The 20,023-nt window shown below is 28.9% G+C and carries 18 protein-coding genes and 3 riboswitches; of the genes, 3 read left to right on the forward strand and 15 right to left on the reverse strand.

The features are described from left to right. Positions 1 to 33: 33 nt before the first annotated feature. The 12 genes from JNUCC81_RS13975 to JNUCC81_RS14030 all read right to left on the reverse strand — a co-directional run bounded on the left by JNUCC81_RS13975 (position 34) and on the right by JNUCC81_RS14030 (position 13,924). Positions 34 to 1,932 (reverse strand): FUSC family protein, encoded by a 1,899-nt coding sequence (locus tag JNUCC81_RS13975; RefSeq protein WP_454094047.1) that lies wholly within the window; start codon positions 1,930 to 1,932, stop codon positions 34 to 36. Positions 1,933 to 2,029: 97 nt separating this feature from the next. Next, positions 2,030 to 2,680 carry a fructose-6-phosphate aldolase gene (fsa, locus tag JNUCC81_RS13980; RefSeq protein WP_454094048.1) on the reverse strand — a complete coding sequence of 217 codons (651 nt, stop codon included), beginning with the start codon at positions 2,678 to 2,680 and terminating at the stop codon, positions 2,030 to 2,032. A 286-nt stretch (positions 2,681 to 2,966) separates the two neighbouring features. Next, positions 2,967 to 3,539, reverse strand: a complete 573-nt coding sequence (locus JNUCC81_RS13985; protein ID WP_454094049.1) for a xanthine phosphoribosyltransferase — start codon at positions 3,537 to 3,539, stop codon at positions 2,967 to 2,969. 121 nt (positions 3,540 to 3,660) lie between these two features. Next, a riboswitch (purine riboswitch) is annotated at positions 3,661 to 3,762 on the reverse strand. 66 nt (positions 3,763 to 3,828) lie between these two features. Beyond that, positions 3,829 to 4,971 carry a glycine/sarcosine/betaine reductase complex component C subunit alpha gene (gene grdD, locus JNUCC81_RS13990; RefSeq protein ID WP_454094050.1) on the reverse strand — a complete coding sequence of 381 codons (1,143 nt, stop codon included), beginning with the start codon at positions 4,969 to 4,971 and terminating at the stop codon, positions 3,829 to 3,831. A 13-nt stretch (positions 4,972 to 4,984) separates the two neighbouring features. Beyond that, positions 4,985 to 6,517 (reverse strand): glycine/sarcosine/betaine reductase complex component C subunit beta, encoded by a 1,533-nt coding sequence (gene grdC / locus JNUCC81_RS13995; protein WP_454094051.1) that lies wholly within the window; start codon positions 6,515 to 6,517, stop codon positions 4,985 to 4,987. Between the two features lie 169 nt (positions 6,518 to 6,686). Next, entirely contained in the window at positions 6,687 to 8,036 is a 1,350-nt protein-coding gene (gene grdB, locus JNUCC81_RS14000; RefSeq protein WP_454094052.1) for a glycine reductase complex selenoprotein B, read from the reverse strand. A 21-nt stretch (positions 8,037 to 8,057) separates the two neighbouring features. Continuing rightward, complete coding sequence (grdA, locus tag JNUCC81_RS14005) at positions 8,058 to 8,537, reverse strand: glycine/sarcosine/betaine reductase complex selenoprotein A (RefSeq protein WP_208333058.1); 480 nt, start codon at positions 8,535 to 8,537, stop codon at positions 8,058 to 8,060. 59 nt (positions 8,538 to 8,596) lie between these two features. Beyond that, on the reverse strand, positions 8,597 to 9,883 hold the full coding sequence (locus JNUCC81_RS14010) for a glycine/sarcosine/betaine reductase component B subunit (RefSeq protein ID WP_454094053.1): 1,287 nt from the start codon (positions 9,881 to 9,883) through the stop codon (positions 8,597 to 8,599). A gap of 95 nt (positions 9,884 to 9,978) precedes the next feature. Next, positions 9,979 to 10,296, reverse strand: a complete 318-nt coding sequence (trxA, locus tag JNUCC81_RS14015) for a thioredoxin TrxA (protein ID WP_454094054.1) — start codon at positions 10,294 to 10,296, stop codon at positions 9,979 to 9,981. Between the two features lie 102 nt (positions 10,297 to 10,398). Beyond that, entirely contained in the window at positions 10,399 to 11,364 is a 966-nt protein-coding gene (gene trxB / locus JNUCC81_RS14020; protein WP_454094055.1) for a thioredoxin-disulfide reductase, read from the reverse strand. A 147-nt stretch (positions 11,365 to 11,511) separates the two neighbouring features. Then, positions 11,512 to 11,874 (reverse strand): GrdX family protein, encoded by a 363-nt coding sequence (locus JNUCC81_RS14025; protein WP_454094056.1) that lies wholly within the window; start codon positions 11,872 to 11,874, stop codon positions 11,512 to 11,514. A gap of 101 nt (positions 11,875 to 11,975) precedes the next feature. Next, positions 11,976 to 12,082, reverse strand: a riboswitch (glycine riboswitch). A 147-nt stretch (positions 12,083 to 12,229) separates the two neighbouring features. Beyond that, positions 12,230 to 13,924, reverse strand: coding sequence for a M3 family oligoendopeptidase (locus tag JNUCC81_RS14030; protein WP_454094057.1), 1,695 nt, complete (start codon positions 13,922 to 13,924; stop codon positions 12,230 to 12,232). Between the two features lie 210 nt (positions 13,925 to 14,134). Between JNUCC81_RS14030 and yidA the strand changes: the two genes are divergently transcribed. Then, entirely contained in the window at positions 14,135 to 14,947 is an 813-nt protein-coding gene (gene yidA, locus JNUCC81_RS14035) for a sugar-phosphatase (RefSeq protein WP_454094058.1), read from the forward strand. Between the two features lie 87 nt (positions 14,948 to 15,034). Here yidA and JNUCC81_RS14040 read toward each other — a convergent pair whose 3' ends face one another. After that, a complete protein-coding gene (locus tag JNUCC81_RS14040) occupies positions 15,035 to 16,216 on the reverse strand; it encodes an ion channel (protein ID WP_454094059.1) in 1,182 nt (393 codons plus the stop codon). 149 nt (positions 16,217 to 16,365) lie between these two features. Here JNUCC81_RS14040 and JNUCC81_RS14045 point away from each other — a divergent pair, with 149 nt between their 5' ends. Together JNUCC81_RS14045 and JNUCC81_RS14050 are read left to right on the forward strand one after the other, a co-directional pair. Continuing rightward, positions 16,366 to 16,794: a hypothetical protein gene (locus JNUCC81_RS14045; protein ID WP_454094060.1), complete on the forward strand. Its 429-nt coding sequence runs from the start codon at positions 16,366 to 16,368 to the stop codon at positions 16,792 to 16,794. A 76-nt stretch (positions 16,795 to 16,870) separates the two neighbouring features. Further along, positions 16,871 to 17,182: a DUF1540 domain-containing protein gene (locus tag JNUCC81_RS14050; protein WP_454094061.1), complete on the forward strand. Its 312-nt coding sequence runs from the start codon at positions 16,871 to 16,873 to the stop codon at positions 17,180 to 17,182. Between the two features lie 43 nt (positions 17,183 to 17,225). Here JNUCC81_RS14050 and JNUCC81_RS14055 read toward each other — a convergent pair whose 3' ends face one another. Further along, positions 17,226 to 18,551 carry a Na+/H+ antiporter NhaC family protein gene (locus tag JNUCC81_RS14055; RefSeq protein ID WP_454094062.1) on the reverse strand — a complete coding sequence of 442 codons (1,326 nt, stop codon included), beginning with the start codon at positions 18,549 to 18,551 and terminating at the stop codon, positions 17,226 to 17,228. Positions 18,552 to 18,629: 78 nt separating this feature from the next. After that, positions 18,630 to 18,734: riboswitch (SAM riboswitch) on the reverse strand. Between the two features lie 112 nt (positions 18,735 to 18,846). Next, positions 18,847 to 19,932: a butyrate kinase gene (gene buk / locus JNUCC81_RS14060; RefSeq protein WP_454094063.1), complete on the reverse strand. Its 1,086-nt coding sequence runs from the start codon at positions 19,930 to 19,932 to the stop codon at positions 18,847 to 18,849. Between the last annotated feature and the right edge of the window lie 91 nt (positions 19,933 to 20,023).

The raw sequence follows: 20,023 nt of genomic DNA on the forward strand, positions 1-20,023 counted from the left end.
GCCTCATATTCAATTTTGAATATGGGGCTTTCTTTATTTTATATTTTTAGCTATTTCATGTGATTTATTAAGATTGTTAAAAATTTCAAATATATCTATAAATACAAACTTTTCTATATTATTTTTTAAAGAATAGAATTCTTCTTTTAAATCTTCTTCTTTAATATTTCTATTATTTAATAGATTTGCATTTTCACAAATGATATTTATATCTAAATTTTTTACCTTACCATTTATAATATTATTTAGTAAAAAATTAATATTGTTCATCATTACACATTGATTTTTTAAAAATTCGTTTATTATTTGAGACATTAAAATATTATTATTAATACTTATTTTATCATTTACAAGCTTATTAATTAATATTAAGTCACTAAATTCATTTTTATTTATATCATTAATATTTATATGAGATATCTTATTTAAAATTTGTTTGTTAACTTTAATAGATTTATCTATTAAGTTTTTAGTTTCACTACTTATTCTATATGGTAATATAAATCTATTAGATATTAATGCTATTATAGTTCCTATAATTATAAATGATAACCTTTCTAGTGCTAATAGTTCATATGCTGATCCTATAGATGCTGCTCCTAATGCAGATATAGTTGTAAATATCATTTTTTGATGATATTTAGTTGGATAATTACTTAAATACCCTACTATAAATATTACTATCATTCTCATAGAATCATCTTTAACTATATTAAATACGATTTCAAATATTAGTACACCTATAATAGTGCCTAATATTCTATCTCTTCCTTTAGTTCTACTTAGTTCAAGATATGGCTGTAATACTGAGAAAAGTGTAAATATTAACCATTTACCATAATTTATATTAAAAAAGCTAACTACAAATGTTCCTATAGATATCATTATTGCACTTCTAAATGCAAATGAGAATTTTAAAGAATCTTTGTTAAAGGTACTTTTTAATACATAGCTTTTAAGGCTACTATATGGTGTATAACTAATTTTTCTTTCTTTACTTTCTGTAAATTCCATTTCTTCTAAAGTGTTGTTTAACAAACTAATGTTTTCCTTTAATTCATATGATAAATAGCAGTCTATAGTACTTTTATCTTTTATAAATACCTGTAAGTTATTACTAAATTCAGTGGCTGTAATTTCATTATTTATATATTTAATAATATAATCTAGCTCTTTTTTCAATTCTACTAAAAGATCATCATATCTTTTAATATTTTCAGTATCATTTTGTATTTTACTTAATGTAATATTAATACTCTCAAAACTTAGTATTATACCTAAATTAATTTCATATAAACTTGATTCATCAATCCTTTTTAATCTTCTTTCATACATTTTTGCCGATATATTTCTTATATTTTTATAAACCTCATTATGCTTTTCTTCTATGTTATATACATCTTCTTTATTTATTATAAAATCGATTTTATCCTTTAAATCATTTGCAACTTGTATTATACTTTTTTGAGTTTTATCCCAAAATTTATTCCTATTTACCAATAGCTGAACCGCCATTATTAGTAGCCCACAAAATGCTAGGCCTGCAATTCTAAGAGGCATATTTTCTATTTTTACAGGTGAATAAAGTATAAATAAATACCCTAATGTAAATGGTACATATATTGATTTTTTAGTATCATATGTAAATAAATATATTAGAGAAAATATAGCTATAAAGTTTACTATTAACGCTGTAATTGGATTTAATGATGCTATAAATGCTAATATACCTATTAGAACTTCTAATGCCATAAATTTTATTGTATTTTTTATAGGATACAAAGTATAATCAATATCTGTTAAAGATAATGCAGCAGTTATACCTGCTACTCCAATTAATGTATTTTCCGGTCCAAATATATTTTGAAATACCACAATAAATCCTACTATTGCTATAAATAACAATGTTGTAAATGCTATTTTACTTTTCAAAAAATCGCCTCCATAATAAATGTCCTAATATATATTATGCTACTTATCTATAAAAATATAAAAAAGCTAAACTTATAAGTTTAGCTTTTTTATATTTTTATAATTTTAACGATGCACCTTCCCAGTCACTCATAAAGCTTTCTATACCTTTATCTGTTAAAGGATGCTTTATCATTTGGTTTATTACTTTAAGAGGAACTGTAGCAATATCAGCTCCTATTCTAGCTGCTTGTAGTACATGTATTGGATTTCTTACACTTGCAACTATTACTTCTGTTTCTATACCATTTACATCAAATATATCTACTACTTCTTCTATTAAATCTAATCCATTTTGTCCTATATCATCTAATCTACCTACAAATGGACTTACATAACTAGCTCCTGCTCTAGCAGCTAAAAGAGCTTGTCCTGCTGAGAATATTAAAGTTACGTTTGTCTTTATCCCTTTGCTTGATAATATCTTTACAGCCTTTAATCCTTCTGCTGTCATAGGTATTTTTATAACTATGTTTTTGTGTATTTTAGATAATTTATCAGCTTCTTTAACCATTCCTTCATGATCTAAGCTTATTACCTCTGCACTAACTGGTCCATCTACTATATCAGTTATTTCTTTTACAACTTGTATAAAGTCTCTTCCTTCTTTAGCTATTAACGATGGATTTGTTGTAACTCCACATATAACACCTAAATCGTTAGCTTCTTTTATTTCTTCTATGTTAGCTGTGTCTATAAAAAATTTCATTATATGTACCTCCTAAAATTCTTATGTATATATTATTTCCTATTTAATAAATATAAATCCAGATTATATTTATTAAATTTTATATTTTATTAGTTGCTAAGTACATATGATATCACAGTTTGTTTATATGGTAAATATTAAATATAACCATATAATTCACAAACCGCAGATTGACTGAATTGTTATTTTTCTAACTTTTTCCACACTTAGTTTATTAGATAAAAAAATCCTAGAAGTTTAGATTTTATAATTCTAATTTTCTAGGATTTTTTATATAAAGTTTAAATTATCTAAATTTTATAACTCCATTTTCTATTGAATCAAGTATTGCTAATGATTCTAATTTAACACCTTCATTTAATAATAATTCTCTACCATCTTGGAATCCTTTTTCTATTACAATCCCAACTCCTACTAAATTTGCTCCAGATTGATCCACTAAATCTTTAAGACCAAGTGCTGCTCTTCCATTTGCTAAAAAATCATCTAGAACTAGTATATTTTCACCTTCATTTAAGTATCTTTTAGATACTTTTACGCTGTATTCTTTTCCTTTTGTAAATGAATATACCTTCGTTTCATATACATCTTTATCTAGATTTTTAGACTCTACCTTCTTTGCAAATACAACTGGTACATTTCCAAAATGTTGAGATGCTATAGATGCTATTGCTATTCCTGAAGCTTCTATAGTAAGTATTTTATCTATTTTATCTTCTTTGAATCTTTCTTTAAATTCCTTTCCTATTTCATTTAAAAAAGCTACGTCTAATTGGTGATTTAAAAAATTATCTACTTTTAATATATCATTTCCTGACACGCGACCTTCTGTTAATATTTTTTCTTGTAATGATTTCATATTTTTCCCCCTAAAAGTAGTTTATTTATATATTAAGAACAAAAAACTCCCGTCTAAAACAGACAGGAGTTTACTATTTAACATAAAAGTATAGATTTATAGTGTATTGTATACTTAAAATTATATTATCAAAAACTCCTGTAGTCAGGCAATTTACGGTAGCCTGGTAGATACATTTGAACCATATCATCAAAAATATACAGGTAAATACATTCAATTATTTCTTATAATTATATATTATACGTTTAGTTTCTTCAACTAATACTTTTATATTTTTACTTATTTAGTTTTATTTTGCTGTATATCCAGCTTTTAATAGAATCTGAACTGCATCCTCCCCTTTAGCTTCATTTACTAAAACTATAGGCCCAGTGCATCCCATTCCACTTTCTGCATATACCTCATTTTTCCATAATTCTTTAACCGCATCTTCTAAATCCATTATATCTATACCAGATATTTGAGTTGTAACTACTTGTTTTTCTGGCATATTAACCTCTTCACTAATTTTTACTTCTTTTTTAATAATACCGCTTATTACTTCCTCAAACTTAGAAGCTTTAGCATTTATAAACTCATTTTTTGAAACCTCACTTACATTTCCTTTAACTACATCATAAGCATATTTAAGTGCGTTAGAAACTACAGGAATCCCTGATGCCCTTGATAATATAAGTATTTTTCTATTATATTCTTCTCCTACTCCTGGTCCATAACCATAACCACTGCCTTCATAGTCTCCTCCTGTTGTAAATGAAGAAAATACCTTCATAAATATATTACCACTTAAAGTATCACAAACCATAACATCTGGAGCCCCTGCTAGTAAGTCGTTTCCTCTCATTACACATCCACCATCAGATCTTATAGAATCAGCAAATTCTATATCATATCCATTATCTTTTAATTGTTTTAAGCCTTTTTCAACCTGTCTAGCACCATCAACATTAAGTATACCAATTTTAGGATTTCTTATTCCTATACTTTTAGCAGTTGCGACTCCATATATAGCATTTCTAATCATTGCTTCTATCCTATTTGTTGCACTAGTTCCTGTTGTTGTTGCTAATATCATTTCTTTTCCTTTACCTGGTGTTATTACTCTACCGACTGTAGATACACCTATTGGAAAATTATAATGCATAGTTACAGCTGCATCTATATATCCGATATCTAATAACTCTTCCATTTTTGTGTGCATCTCTTTTTCACAAGTTACTTCAATCACTTCAAGATCTGTTTCTACCTTAGGTCCAATTAAAACTATATCAAATAAATTAGACTTTGCTAAATGTGCTCCATTTACTAAATTGTCTACTCCGTGCTCACTTCCAAGTGTAGTTAATCCTATTTTTATTTTTTTCCCAAATTCTCCACTTTCTATTGCATTAGCTATTTCTAGAAGAGTTTCACCTATTATCTTTTTAGCCATAGTATTCTCCCCCCTATTCTTCTATCATATCTAATGCTAATTTTCTTAGAGACTCTGCTATTATTTTTTTGATTTCTTCCTTAGATACTCCACTAGCTTCCTCAGTTACTCCATTGTTTCTTTCTACTATAAATGATACTCCATCAAATAAATTAGTCATTCTTCCTAAGAATAAACTTCCTTTACCTACTATCATTGCTCTATTTTTGTCTCCTGTAGTTAGGTCATCTATACAGAATCCTATATACGGAACACCTGATGGTATATGTCCTTGAGTTGGAGCCCATCCTGGAAGCCCTTTACTAGATACAAATTCTTTTAACGCTTTCTTTTCCATATCTCCACGCTTAACAGCTAGAGCGCCTATCATTTTATAATTAGCTTCTGGAACATCTCCTGCTCCTGCTGGTTTTGTTATATCTGGATTTTGCATTTCAACAGAAAATACATCTACATCAGTTATTTTTAAATTCGCTTTATCAAGTCCACTTGTTATGAGCGCTGTCATAACAGCTTGAGGTGATGAACCTGTTCCAACATTATGCTTTCCTATTAAATCAGTTCTTATTATTGGATTTACTTCATCATTTTCAGATACAAGTACTGCAAATCCACCAACTACATCTTCTAATACTGGAAGACCTTTTTTGATGTGATCTTTAGCATTCATTCCAAGTTTTGCACTAGCTCCACCTGCAACTACTACTACATTTTTATATACTCCTGATTTAACAAGAGCAGCTGCTTGAATTAAAGCATGAGTTGGGGCTGCACAGAATCCTCTAGTATCAGACCCTGTCGCATTATTATACCCTGCTATTTCTGCTATAGATTTTGCAAAGTTTCCTCCACCCCTTTGATTTATATCTCCGCAAGCCTCTTCTGAGCATTCTATTACATAATCTATATCTAATGGATTTATATTGTTACTTCTTAATAAATGAATTGCTGATATTACCCCTGATGCTTTAACTACTAAGTTTTCAAACATAGTGTGAGCATTTAAATTAACATCTACATCATGAGCTTTTTTTACATATCCTACAAATTCACCTTCATGATATAACCCTTCAGCAACATGATTATATACTAGTTCTTTTCCTTCTTCTATATCATCTCCCTTTAATTTAGCTATAAATTGTGCTAATTCTGGGTAGTTATTTTCAACTTTAGGTTTTACTTCGTTTACAAATTCTTCACTTAACTTTACTAGATCAAATGCATCACATATTTGCATTAACGCTATAAATTCGTCTTGAGGCATTATTTCCCCTAATTTTCCTGTTCTATTACCTTCTACTTTTTCATTACACCAAGGCATAGATATATTTTTTAATTCCTCTGGTCTCTTGTTGCCTATGTAAACTTGATTCGGCATGTATTTAACTACATCTTCATAACTTCTTATGTGATTAGCTATTTCTTTTAAAAACTCTGAATCTGGATTTGTAGCTCTTTCAACATTACATGTACTACCATTTTGCACTATCATATCTGGAGTATGAATAAGTACATAACTCGCACCTTTTAAAACTGGATAAGACATAAATTAGCACCCCCATTAAATTTTTACATACATATTCAACACCAAAATAATTAATAGGTTCTGGTGATTATTATATTTCATAAAAAGCTGCCTCAAACAATTGACTTTACACAGTAAAATTTAGTTTAAGACAGCTTTAATATATTACTAATAAATTAATTTATACTATCTAAGCCATTTCCTTAGAATTTAGTACTGATGTATCTGGATTTTCAAATACAGTTTGATCTTCTACTTCTGTAGTTAAAGCAACTAAAGCTTTTTCTACTAATCCTCTTCTCAATGCCTTTTCTTCTTTTGGATCAAGATTTGGATTTCCAAGTGGATGAGGTATTGCTATAGTTGGAACTATTCTATTTGCTCCAACTGTTAAAGATATAGGAACTACTGTACACATATGAACTACAGGAACTTCCATAACTCTTTCTATTTCTTTTACCATCGTTGCACCGCAACGTGTACAAGTGCCTCACGTAGAAGTTAATATAACAGCATCTATACCAACAGCTTTTAACTTGTTACCTATTTCATTAGCATAAGCTTTTGCACTTGCAACAGCTGTACCATTACCAACTGTTGTATAGAAAACTTCATGTAATTCTCCTATTACTCCTTCTTTTACTAAATCTCTAAGTACATCAACTGGTAAAACTCTGTCTGCATCTAAATTAGCATATACTGGATCATATCCACCATGTGCAGTTTCATGCGAATCCTCTGTTAAATTTTCAAATCCTTCTAATGAGTATTCTCCATACTTAGACGCTGAAGAAGATTCTATTCTATCCGGATTACCTTTTGGTACTATACCTCCAGAAGTAACTAATGCTATTTTAGCATTTGATAAACCTTTTACAGCTTTTGCAGGTTGAACTCTATCAAATACTGGCATTGGATACTCTGTAACAAAATCCTCTCCCTTTATTTTCTTAAGTAACATATCAACCGCTCTTTTTGATCCTCTTTCAGGATGGAAGAAATTAACTCTTAATCCTCTTTCCATATATCCTTCTTCAGTTGGAGAACTTATTTTTTCTCCATTAGCTAACTTTTTAGCAAACTTAACCATCTTAGGTAGAGCTTTCCTCATTCCGGCTGCTGAATCTGATGTTTCTATTATATAAACGTCTTTTTTGAACATATCTGCTCCTGGATTTTCTACGTACATTCCAGTAAAGCAAGGTATATTTAAGTTTTCTTTAACAACCTTAGTTATAGTTCCTGCAGCAACTCCATATCTACCAGCATTAAACGCAGGCCCTGCTATGAAAAGTTGTGGTTCAAATCCTTTTATCATTTCTAATACTTCACTACTTGCACTTTCTAAGTTTTCATTGAAGTATGTATCTCCACATACAACTGTACCAACTACTTCCATATTATCCCCTAATAATTTGTTTAGTTGTGTACTTATTGGAGGTAAAGTTTGTGCTATGTGCGGCTTAGTATCAGCCTTTTCTTCTCCACCAATTCCTGCAAAGAATTGATTTATATAATGAACTACTCTTAGTTTTTCCATCTTTTCACCCCTTTGAGCTAATTAATCATTAAACTTACAGAATTGCTCTCTCATGCTAGACATTTCTTCTACTATTTCATCAACCTCAAGTACCATTTCCATCATACTTATTTGTTCATCATATACAGCTTCATCAAATTCTGATTTCATTTCATCTTCTACAACATGGTAAACTCTAAGACCTAATTCAACTCCAGCCAGTGGTCCAGCAAATGTTGGATCTCCTGCTGTTACTGTTTCTGCTGCAAGACCTGCAGCTTCGGCTTCAGATGCACCTAATAAAACCACTAAGTTTTCAGCTCCGTGCTTTTCACAAGCTTCTTTAACTCTCTTTTGGTTTTCTAAGTCCATAGCCCCAGCAGCCGTTCAGACAAAGCATTCTGTTGAAGAAAATATTACTTCTGCTCCTTCTACTGTTTTTATACATTCTTCTATTGCAGGTCCTGGTATACCGTCACGGTCACCTATTATAAGGACCTTTTTATTCGCAAGTATGCTCATATTTATCCCCCTTTTATTTTCAGCATTTACTATCTTTTATAGCTTTTTTAATTCATATTTTAGTAAGTTGTTGTAGACAATACTCCAAATCCAGTTTCATTTGTAGCACCAGTTATAACTTGTATTTCAGCTTCTATGCTTCCATCCTCTCTTAAACTTCCATCAAATCCACCAGCTATAACATCAACAACTTCTATATGCCCTATTACTTTATCCATCTTAGGAAGTAGTATTAATTCGTTAGCATTCCCTCCAGTAACAACAGCATTCGCTCTAACATCTGCATCTGCAAGTGATTGAGAGGCTCCATCACGTCCTGCATATTCATCCGTTACTATAACTGTTTTTATACCTTCCATTTCTATCTTTTTACAATTCATTATAAGATCTGTATCTGGGTTTCCAAATCCTTCTTGTGATATTATAACTGCATCTAATCCCAAATACTTGCATAACTTAGCAGTCCAGTTAGAAGATCTTTCTTTATCTGCAAGGTATACGTTTTCATTCGTTGCAATCACACCAACAAAATTTATTTCTTTCCCATGTTGTTCATATAAATCCTCTACTATAGAGTTATTCATATGAACATAAGAAGGATTCTTATCACATGCAGAAACACAGTTACCACTAACTATCGCTCCATCCATTAATTCCGTTGGATAAAGTAGTGTTGGTACTATTTGTTTTGCATCTACACCATATACATATGTATCATGAAGTAATCCTTGAGTTTGAAGCATATATACATATCCTACTTTAGGAAGTTCTGGGTATTCTGATATAGATTCTAATAATGGTTTAGTTTCATAAGTTTTAACATCGTCAGGTTCTACATTTCTTCCTGCTTCACCTAAGTATGTTGCTGCTTTAAATCCTATCATTCTAACAGCTTTTTCATGGTCATGCTGCTTTAGTCCATCTACTGGTTCTGCTATAACTACAACATTGTGTAATTTAGAGAATGGACAATAGTTAGCACCTGGTCCTGTCATATCTATTATACCTTCTTGAAACCCTACTATTTTACCTGTTGTTACAACTGCACACCCAGAAAGTGCATGAGTTTTTCCAGTTCCTACGGTATCTACTTTGGATATTATTCCTGGGAATATTCCACCACTTCCATCCACTTTAACTCTCGGCTCTATAACATCTTTTACAGGCGTTATTCTAACACTTTCACCAGGATGAACTATATCTATATCTATAGATTTTATGTGCTCATCTCCTCCAATTTCTTTAAGCATCTCTTCTTTATTAACGTATAAAACTCCATCTTTAACTTCAGTAATTTCACCAAACTGAATGTCATTTATAAAGATTTTCCCTAACTCAAGACGCATACGTGCACCCCCCAATTTTTACTTATAATCTGACTACACTTTATATAGATTTGAGATTTACTCAAATTTATAACACCATTAATTAAAACTAAATATTAAAGATATTTTTTAATCATTTCTTGTATATTAGATATTGTTGCATCATCTTTTGTAACTTCATCTATTTTAGATCCATCTTTATATATAGCTATTGTTGGAAGGCCCAATACTTTTTCTTTTATAGCTAATCTTCTAGCTTTTGTTGTATCTAACTTACAGAATTTAAAATTATCTGCATATTGATTAGATAATTCTTCAACCTCTGGAAGTAATGCTTTGCATGGTTCGCATCCTTCACTCCAGAAATCTACAACTACTATTCCTTCATGTTTTAAAACTTCTTCTTCAAAAGTACTCTTATCTAGAGCTATCATTTTAAATTCCCCCTTAAATTAATTTAAATTTTTATTATAGTTGAATATATATTAAATTTAAATACTTATTTAACTTTCTAATAAATAATATTTAAATTTATACTACATCATAGATTCTTCTAAATTCCACTCTTTGCTTTCTATATATTTTTCTGCATTTATTGTAGCTATTGCACCATCACTTGTAGCCGTTACCACTTGTCTTAAAGTTTTAACTCTACAGTCTCCAGCTGCAAATACACCTTCTACATCTGTTTTCATATTTTCATCAGTTATTATATAACCTCTTTGATCCATATTAATTTTATCTTTAAATAAATTTGTTTGAGGATCTAAACCAACAAATACAAATACGCCCATTGTTCCATCGTCTTCATCTGCTTCATATTCCATTGTTTCACCTGTTACAGTGTTTTTAAATATTACTTTTTCTAATATTCCATCACCATGTAATTCTTTTACAGTAGTATTAAACATAAATTCTATGCTTGGATTATCTTTTGCTTTCTCTTCTATTGATTTAGCACAAGATAATTTATCTCCTCTATGAACTATTGTTACTTTTCTTGCAAACTTAGTTAAAAACATACCTTCTTCTACCGCACTATTTCCTCCACCAACTGCAAATACTTCTAAATCAGTAAAGAAATCTCCATCACATGTTGCACAATAAGATACACCTTTTCCAGTAAGTTCTTTTTCACCTGGTGCTCCTAATTTTTTTGGAGTCGCACCAGTTGCTATTATAAGAGCTTTTCCTTTGTATTCTCCTTTTTCACCTTTTACTACTTTTATTTTTCCATCTATACTAGCCTCAATTATATTGTCTTTAACCATTTCAGCCCCAAAGCTTTTGCATTGTTCAACCATTCTAGCTATTAACTTTGGCCCACTTGCATCTTCTATAGATCCTGGATAGTTTGCTACATCATGTGTTGTAACTATTTGTCCACCTGTTTTTGATTTTTCTATTATAAGTGTCTTAAGCTTTGCTCTAGCTCCATACAGACCCGAAGAAAGACCTGCTGGACCTGAACCTATTATAATTAAGTCATATAAATTTTCCATTTAACTACCCCCTTTTATATTAAAAAACTGCATTTAAACAATGGACTTGCTAAAAAAATACCTTTAGGAATATCTCTTTGTCTGTCAATATTATTTTATATAATACTATACTGTTTATTAAAAATAATATGATATGTAACTTATATATTAAATTCTTTGTAAGGTATTGTTTAGGATATCAAAGTCTATAACTCTAAAATCATCTATAACTTTTTCTGTCCAATTTGGAGTATTTTTATTGTTTTGAAATTTACTTGAAGTCAAAATTGCTTCTTCTATTAACATTAGTGAATTTGTATCTAGATTTTTTCCTTTTTTCATAATGATACTTCGATATGGTGTTTCATTAGGTTTTACACTTCCATAAAGTGGATGAGATAAAAGTTTATATCCCTTATGTATTAAATCTCTGCATTCTTTTAGTATTCCTATATAGGTAATATCTTTTTGTAAAATTTCTTTATCTTTAATCTCTTGTTTAACAATTGGGTTATTAGTTATTATTACCATGTCTCCCTCTCGCTTTCAATATTTCGTATTTATTTTACAACAAAAAACAGAGAAAACAAATTCCCAATTCGTTTTCTCTGTTAATATAATCTTCAGAGTTCCGTCTAGACACAGTATTTTCACCTGAGAATTTCACTTAATTTTATTGGGTTAATAAATTAAGTTTGTCCCTTCGGTCACTTTAAAAGTTGTCTCCCATGTCCTTCATTCGGATATTTAATTTTCTATTTTCTTTATTAATAATATCTATACTATCTAAGCTAAGTATATAATCTTTCTATTTGATTTTCAACATATTTTTTTAAAAAAATTATATGATTTTTAAATCTATATTTTAAAGTTGACAAAAGTTATTTTATAACTTACTATCATCTACTTCTTCTAACCATTTTTTAATACTTAATATAACACTTTCAACACATCCATCTTCAAATGGAGATTTTAAATTTCCTATATCAACAATTTCTAAGAATGATTTAGTTCCACCTACCTTGCATATATCTAAGTAGTCTTGCCATCCTTTATCTTTATCTTCACTCATTTTCTTCCAGAACTGTAAAGAGCAAATTTGAGCTAATGTGTAGTCTATATAATAAAAAGGATTTTTAAATATATGGCCTTGTTTAAACCACCATCCACCATTTTCTAAAAACTTACATCCTTCATAGTCTTTATGAGGAAGATATTTCTTTTCTAACATTCTCCAAGTTTTTTTTCTTTCTTCCTTAGTCATATTTGGATTTTCATAAATATAGTGCTGGAATTCATCTACTACTATTCCATATGGTATAAATTTAATAGCGGCTGATAAATGAGTAAATTTATACTTTTTCGTATCTTCTTTAAAGAAAAGTTCCATCCACGGCCATGTTATAAACTCCATACTCATAGAATGAATTTCACAACTTTCATAGGTTGGGAAATTTATTTCAGGCATATCTATCCAAGTTGACATATATAGCTGGAATGCATGTCCCGCTTCATGTGTTAATACATCTATATCATCCGCAGTTTGATTAAAGTTTGAAAATATAAATGGTGCTTTATAATCTGGTATATATGTACAATATCCACCTGCTGCCTTAGATTTCTTAGTTACTAAATCCATAAGCTCATTTTCTAACATAAAATCAAAAAATTCTTTTGTTTCTTTAGATAACTCAGAATACATCTTTTTACCATTTTCAATAATATATTCTGAACTTCCTTTAGGTGTTGCATTTCCACTTAAGAATTCAAAGTTTTCATCAACATATGTTAACTTTTCTATATTTAATCTATTGGCTTGTCTTTTATACAAATCACTAGCAACTGGAACTATATATTCTGAAACTTGTTTTCTAAAGTTTTTTACCATTTGTGCATTATAGTCAGTTCTCATCATTCTTATATATCCTAATTCTACAAAGCTATTAAAGTTAAGCTTTTTAGCAATATTGGATCTTATTTTTACCAATTTATCAAATAATTCATCAAACTTATCTTCATTTTCTTCAAAGTATCCATAGTAAGCTTTTGACGCTTTAATTCTCATATCTCTATCTTTTGATAGCATATACTTACCTAATCCAGATAAATTTTTCTCTTTACCTTCAAATATTATCTTAGCTGATGCTAATAGTTTAGTATATTCTGAGCATAATTTATTTTCTTCTTGTAAGTCATTTATTATCTCACTTGAAAATCCTTTTAAAGAATATTCTGCTATAGATATGAACTGTCTACCAAAATCATTTTCTATATCTTTTTTAAATTTAGAATTTATAACTGATTGATAAAATAATGAATTTAATTCTTCATAAAGCGGAGAGTATTCGTCCCAATAAGCTCTTTCTTCTTCATAAAATTTATCTTCTGTATTTACGCTATGTCTTATTGATGCTATTGTAGACATTGTTTCTGTACTATTTCTTAATTTATTAAGCTTATCTATATTTTCTTTTTGTTCTTTGTATGTATTAGATTCATTAATTTTTTTTACTATATTATTGAACTCTTTTTTATTACTTTCATATTTAGGTCTTTCATATTTAAAATCTAGAAATTTCATTTTATTCACTCCTCTTTGATATTGCTTATACTTATATATTAAATTATACAATAATTACCTCATTTACTGTATATAATACTTTTAATACATAAACATTTAAGATACTTGCCATCAATCAGGGTAAATTTTTTATTTTAGTTTATAAATTTATTATGTATTGATATAATCATTACTAGTAACAGCATTATAAAATATTTTAGGAGGATAAATATGTATAAATTAATAGCTCTAGACATTGATGGAACATTATTGAATAGTGAAAAAAAAATCACTTCTGATGTATTTGATTCTATCCAAAAAGCAAAAGAAAACGGTGCAAAGGTAGTATTATCAACAGGTAGGCCTCTTCCAGGTGTAACGCCTCTTTTAAATGAATTGAATCTTAGTGATGAAGGTGACTACGTTATATGCTTTAACGGAGCAGTAGTTCAGGAAGTAAAAAGCCAAAAGGTTATTTCTAATATAGAAATGAGTTATGAAGATTTTAAGGATATATATAAGGTTGTAAAAAAACTTAATACTAAAGTTCATATAAATACGCCAACTAATCTAATAACTCCACATAAAGAACCTAGTGAATATACAGTTCATGAATCTGAAATAAATAAAATACCAATCGTTTATAAAAGTGAAGAAGATATAGATGACAGTATAACATTTTGTAAAATAATGATTATCGATCATCCCGAAAGATTAGAAGAAATTTTAGAAGTTCTTCCTAATGAACTTCGTGAAAAATATACAGTTGTTAGATCTGCACCTTTCTTCTTAGAATTTTTGAATAAAAAAGCTAATAAAGGGACTGCACTAAAAGCTTTATGTAATAATATAAATTTACCTATCGAAAAAACAATTGCTGTTGGTGATGAAGAAAATGATCAGCATATGATAAAGATGGCAGGGCTTGGTGTTGCCATGGGTAATGCTCGTGATAGCATAAAAGATATATCAGATTACATAACTACAACTAATAATGATAATGGTGTTGCAAATGTTATTAATAAATTTATACTAAATAAGTAAAATTTTATTTAGTATAATCTATATTTATAATAAAAAACCTGATTAAATATTTAATCAGGTTTTTTAGCAACGTACTGGCGATAATTTTTATCTAGTTATTTTTCTAGCTAAAGTAGCCGTCCATACCCCTACCATAGTAACTCCTAAAAGCATTTCTATTCCCGATAATAAAATACTACTTCCAATCGGTGTTATATCTCCATATCCTACAGTTGTAAATGTAACTATACTAAAATAAAGAGACTGCATAAAATCTGATATTAAATCAGGCATAGCAAGTCCATATTCTAATGCCAATTTATAATCTATAATATATCCTCCCACACTAATCCCTGTAATCATATAAATAATAGCAAATACCAATACTATCTCTAAAGAAGTTATAAGTGCATAGGTTGGCCTTTCACCATATCCACATAACATCCAAAATATAGATGATTTAATTTTATTTGTACCACTTAAAGACCTTTTTTCCATACATTTTGACATATAATAATACTCTCCACGATTATTCATTAATCGATTTCCTTCAAACTTTGAAGCAAATTCCATATATACCTTAGAAGCTATTTCATATGTCTTTTTATAATTTCTATCGACTTTTATTTTATCTATAAATGTATATTCATCAAACTTAGTTAAAAAGTTGTCATCAAACTTAAATTCATTTATATCTGGATTTAAAATTTTTAACGACCTACAATCAGAATCTGTTATATAGACTTTATCCATATATATTTCACTAAATATTGAGTTTTTTAAATTTGTATGTATAAAGCTCACATTATATAAATTAACATTTTGAAATACGCTATTTTCCATATAGCAACTTTTAAAGTAGCAGTTTTTAAATTTACTTTTATTATTAAATATACTTATATCTCCATTTGAATTATAGAAAAAGCAATTTTCAAAAGATATATTTTTAAAATTACAGTTTAAAAATGTTGTTCCTAAAAAAGAACAATTGTTAAATTTAATATTATTAAATTGACAGCTTCTAAAAATATTGTATTTAAATTCAATATCAGTTAATACTTTAGTTTTTTTTAAATTGCCTTTATCATTATTACCTATCAATTTACTTTCAAATGTTTTTATTATAATCTCTTTTTTATTTTCTATATTACAAACATCATCTCTAAAAGATAAATTATTCTCTTCAAATAAATTAAGCTGAAAATAATACCTTTTTTTATTCTCAGCTTCTCTTTTTATTAAATCATTATTAACATCTTTTCTAATTTTATCAAAATTATAAACTTGCATCTAATCACCCTATAATATTTTTAACATCTTTATTTAATAATACTTTGTTTTTTTTATAAATCCTTTATTTATAGAATACTTGTCTATGTTTTTTAATATAAATATAATACGTTGATAAAATTAATTGAAATATTTAAGGGAGGTTGTTTATGAATATTAATATTAACGAATTAGAAGAAAGCTTACCTAAAGAATGTTGCTCTTTTTGCACTCATCTTTCTTTAGATGGTCCAGATAAAGATTATCAATATAGTATAAAATGTATAATGCTTGATGCTTTGCCAGAGTCAAATAAACGTTGCGAATTTTTTTCTCCAGAAAATAGTACTTTAACTACCGAGGATTTAGACAACCTATATATTAATTATCTAGAAGCTTGTATAAAAATAAATTACGATAATTATTTAAACTCTATCCACTTTAAATTATTTAAAGAAAAAGCTTTGTCTTATTACAATAATAAATGTGTTCTTTGTGGCTCAAGTGATAATTTAGAAGTCCACCATGTTAATAAAAAATTTGGACGCGAAAATTTAGATGATGTTTTCGTTGTCTGTTCTGATTGTATTGCTAAATAATTAATAATACTTGTTATAAAAAATAATTTATCTCCACATACTAAGGTAGAAATAAATTTGTAGGAGGTATTTTAAAATGATAAATAGTAATTTAAACTGTTCGGCTACTAGCTGTGCTCATAACAACGCTGGAGGATGTTTTGCAGGAGGTATAAATGTAGATGGACGTAAAGCTACTACTACTGGACATACTAATTGTGCATCTTATGTAGATAAAGCTAGCGCTGGATTTACAAGTTCTGCTAATGAGTGTGATTGTGTAAGTACACAAAACATTCATTGTAAAGCTACTAACTGTAAATATAATGAAAGTGAGCTATGTAAGGCGGACCAAGTTCATATAAACAATGATAGTAATGCAAGTTGTGAAACTTTCATATCTAGATAATAAAAAATAGTACTGAATAAATTTATTCAGTACTATTTTTTATTTATGCTATTTTACCTTCTTTTCTTTTTTCCTTAATATCCGATAATTTAGGGAATCCAAAAGCTATAGCTAATATTCCAAATAACCCCATCAGAATTGGATAATGTAAGTATCTTAAAATCTCAACTGGAGATATTGCTGCTAATCCTGCAGCTGTTAATATTTGAGCTCCATATGGAATCATTCCTTGACAACAAGAAGAGAAAATATCTAATATACTTGCTGATCTTCTTGGATCTATATCAAATTCTTGTGCTATATCTTTAGCTAATGGCCCTGCCATAACTATTGCTATAGTATTATTTGCTGTACATAAGTCAACTAAAGCTACAAGTGCTGCGATTCCAAATTCAGCGCCTTTTTTATTTTTTATTCTACTTGTTATAAAATGTAGTACAAAATCTATTCCACCATTAAACTTTATAAGTTCAACAATTCCGCCTATTACTATAGACATCATACATAATTCATACATTCCTGACATACCCTGTGATGCAGAATCTATAAATCCAAATACATCAAATGATCCTGTTGATATTCCTATTATTGCTGATACAAATATTCCCATTGGAAGTAATTTAAATACATTCATTCCAAGTAATGCTCCAGCTAATACTATAATGTATGGAACTACTTTTATTATTTGATAACTATAGTTTTCCGATAATACTACGTTATATCCTGATGTATTTATTCCAAGTATTATAGTTGTTATTATAGCTGCTGGTAAAACTATTAAGAAATTAACCTTAAATTTATCTTTAAGCTCGCACCCTTGAGTTCTAACTGCAGTTATAGTTGTGTCAGATATCATAGATAAATTGTCTCCAAACATAGCTCCACCTATTACTGCTCCTATCACTAAAGCCATTGGTATTCCAGTTTTTTCTGATATACCTATTCCTACTGGTGCTATTGCTGCTATTGTTCCCATTGATGTTCCCATTGAAACAGATATAAAACAACCTATAACAAATAATCCTACTACTACAAGATTTGGTGGTAATATTGATAAGCTTAGGTTTACAGTAGCATCAACTCCACCCATGGCCTTTGAAACACTTCCAAATGTACCTGCCAATAAGAAAATCATACACATCAATATAATATCAGGCTTTCCTGCTCCCTTGCAAAACACATCTATTTTTGTAGAAAATAATTCTTTTTTATTTAACATTAATGCAACGCCAGCCGATATAATAAATGCAACTAATACTGGCATTTTATAGAAATCACCTGTTATAATTCCCGTTCCTAAAAATAATAATAAAAATACTCCTAATGGTAATAATGCCAATGCATTACCCTTTTTTATTTCTTTTTCCATACATGTCGCCTCCTCTTATGTTCTAATTAATATATAAAAAAGCCTGAGAATAAACTCAGGCTATAATAAGCAATTATTTACTCATCTTTCAGCTATTAGCTGCAGGATTTAGCACCAATGTATATTAAATATACTGGTTGCCGGGTTTCAAAGGGCCAGCCCCTCCACCTCTCTTGATAAGGAGTATTTAATTTTTCTCTTGCTATTTTTTTATAATACTATAATTGTCTAAATATTTCAAGTATTTTTGATTTTTTTAATAATTATTTTTTTAATAATTTTATCAACATTAGTTTTATGCTTTAGCTAGTTCATTTTCTTCATATACTCTAGCATTTTCTTCTCCTAATAATACCCTTAAAATTCCTAAAGATAAAGACTCAAGTTCATTTTCACCTGGAATAATGTCTACTGGTGCTATAAAATCTACTCTTTGTTTAATCATAGAAGTTATCATATTTGAATAAGCAATTCCACCTGTAATAACTATTGCATCAACTTTTCCCTCTACAACCGTTGCTAATTCACCTATACTTTTAGAAACTTGATATGCCATTGCTTTGTGAACAAGTTTTGCCTTTTCATTACCTTTATTTATCATTTTTTCTACGTCTCTAACATCAACCGTTCCTAAATACGATACTATACCACCATTTCCTCTTATCATTTTTAGCATTTCTCTATGTGAGTATTCTCCTGAAAAACATCTATCTATGATTTTTTTACAAGGCACTCTTCCAGCTCTTTCTGGTGAAAATGATCCTTCATCATCTGATACAATATCTACCATCTTACCTTTTTTGTGTACACTAACTGTTATACCTCCACCTAAGTGAGCTACTATTAAATTTAAATCTTTGTAGTTTTTATTGTTATTTTTACAATGTTTCATAGCCATAGCCCTAGAATTTAGTGCATGACTTAAGCAATCTCTATCCATTCCACAAATTCCAGATATTCTAGCTATATCATCAAGTTCATCTACTGCCACAGAATCATATATGTATGCATTTATTCCAAGTTGTTTTGCTATTTCATAAGATATAATAGCCCCTAGATTTGATGCGTGCTCAATTATAGGTCTATTTACTAATCTATCTATCATTTGATCATTCACTAAATATGCCCCTGATTTAACTGGTGGAAGTAATCCACCTCTTCCAACAACTGCACTCAATGTGTTTATATCTATATTATTTTCTTTAATAACTTTTAGTACCTCATCTTTTCTCATTTCAAATTGATCTTGTATATTATTATATTTTGCTATTTCACAAACAGGATGATTAATTCCTTTTACTAATACTATCTTATCATTATCATAAACTGCTATTTTAGTAGATGTAGACCCTGGATTTACAGCTAGTATTCTATAGATCATAAATATCCCCTCTTTATTTTATTTTCTATAAATTAAGCTATTACTGTATATCTATACTTGTAATAGCTTAATTTAATGTTCTAACTTTTAT

This window comes from Faecalimicrobium sp. JNUCC 81 (genome assembly GCF_053667625.1).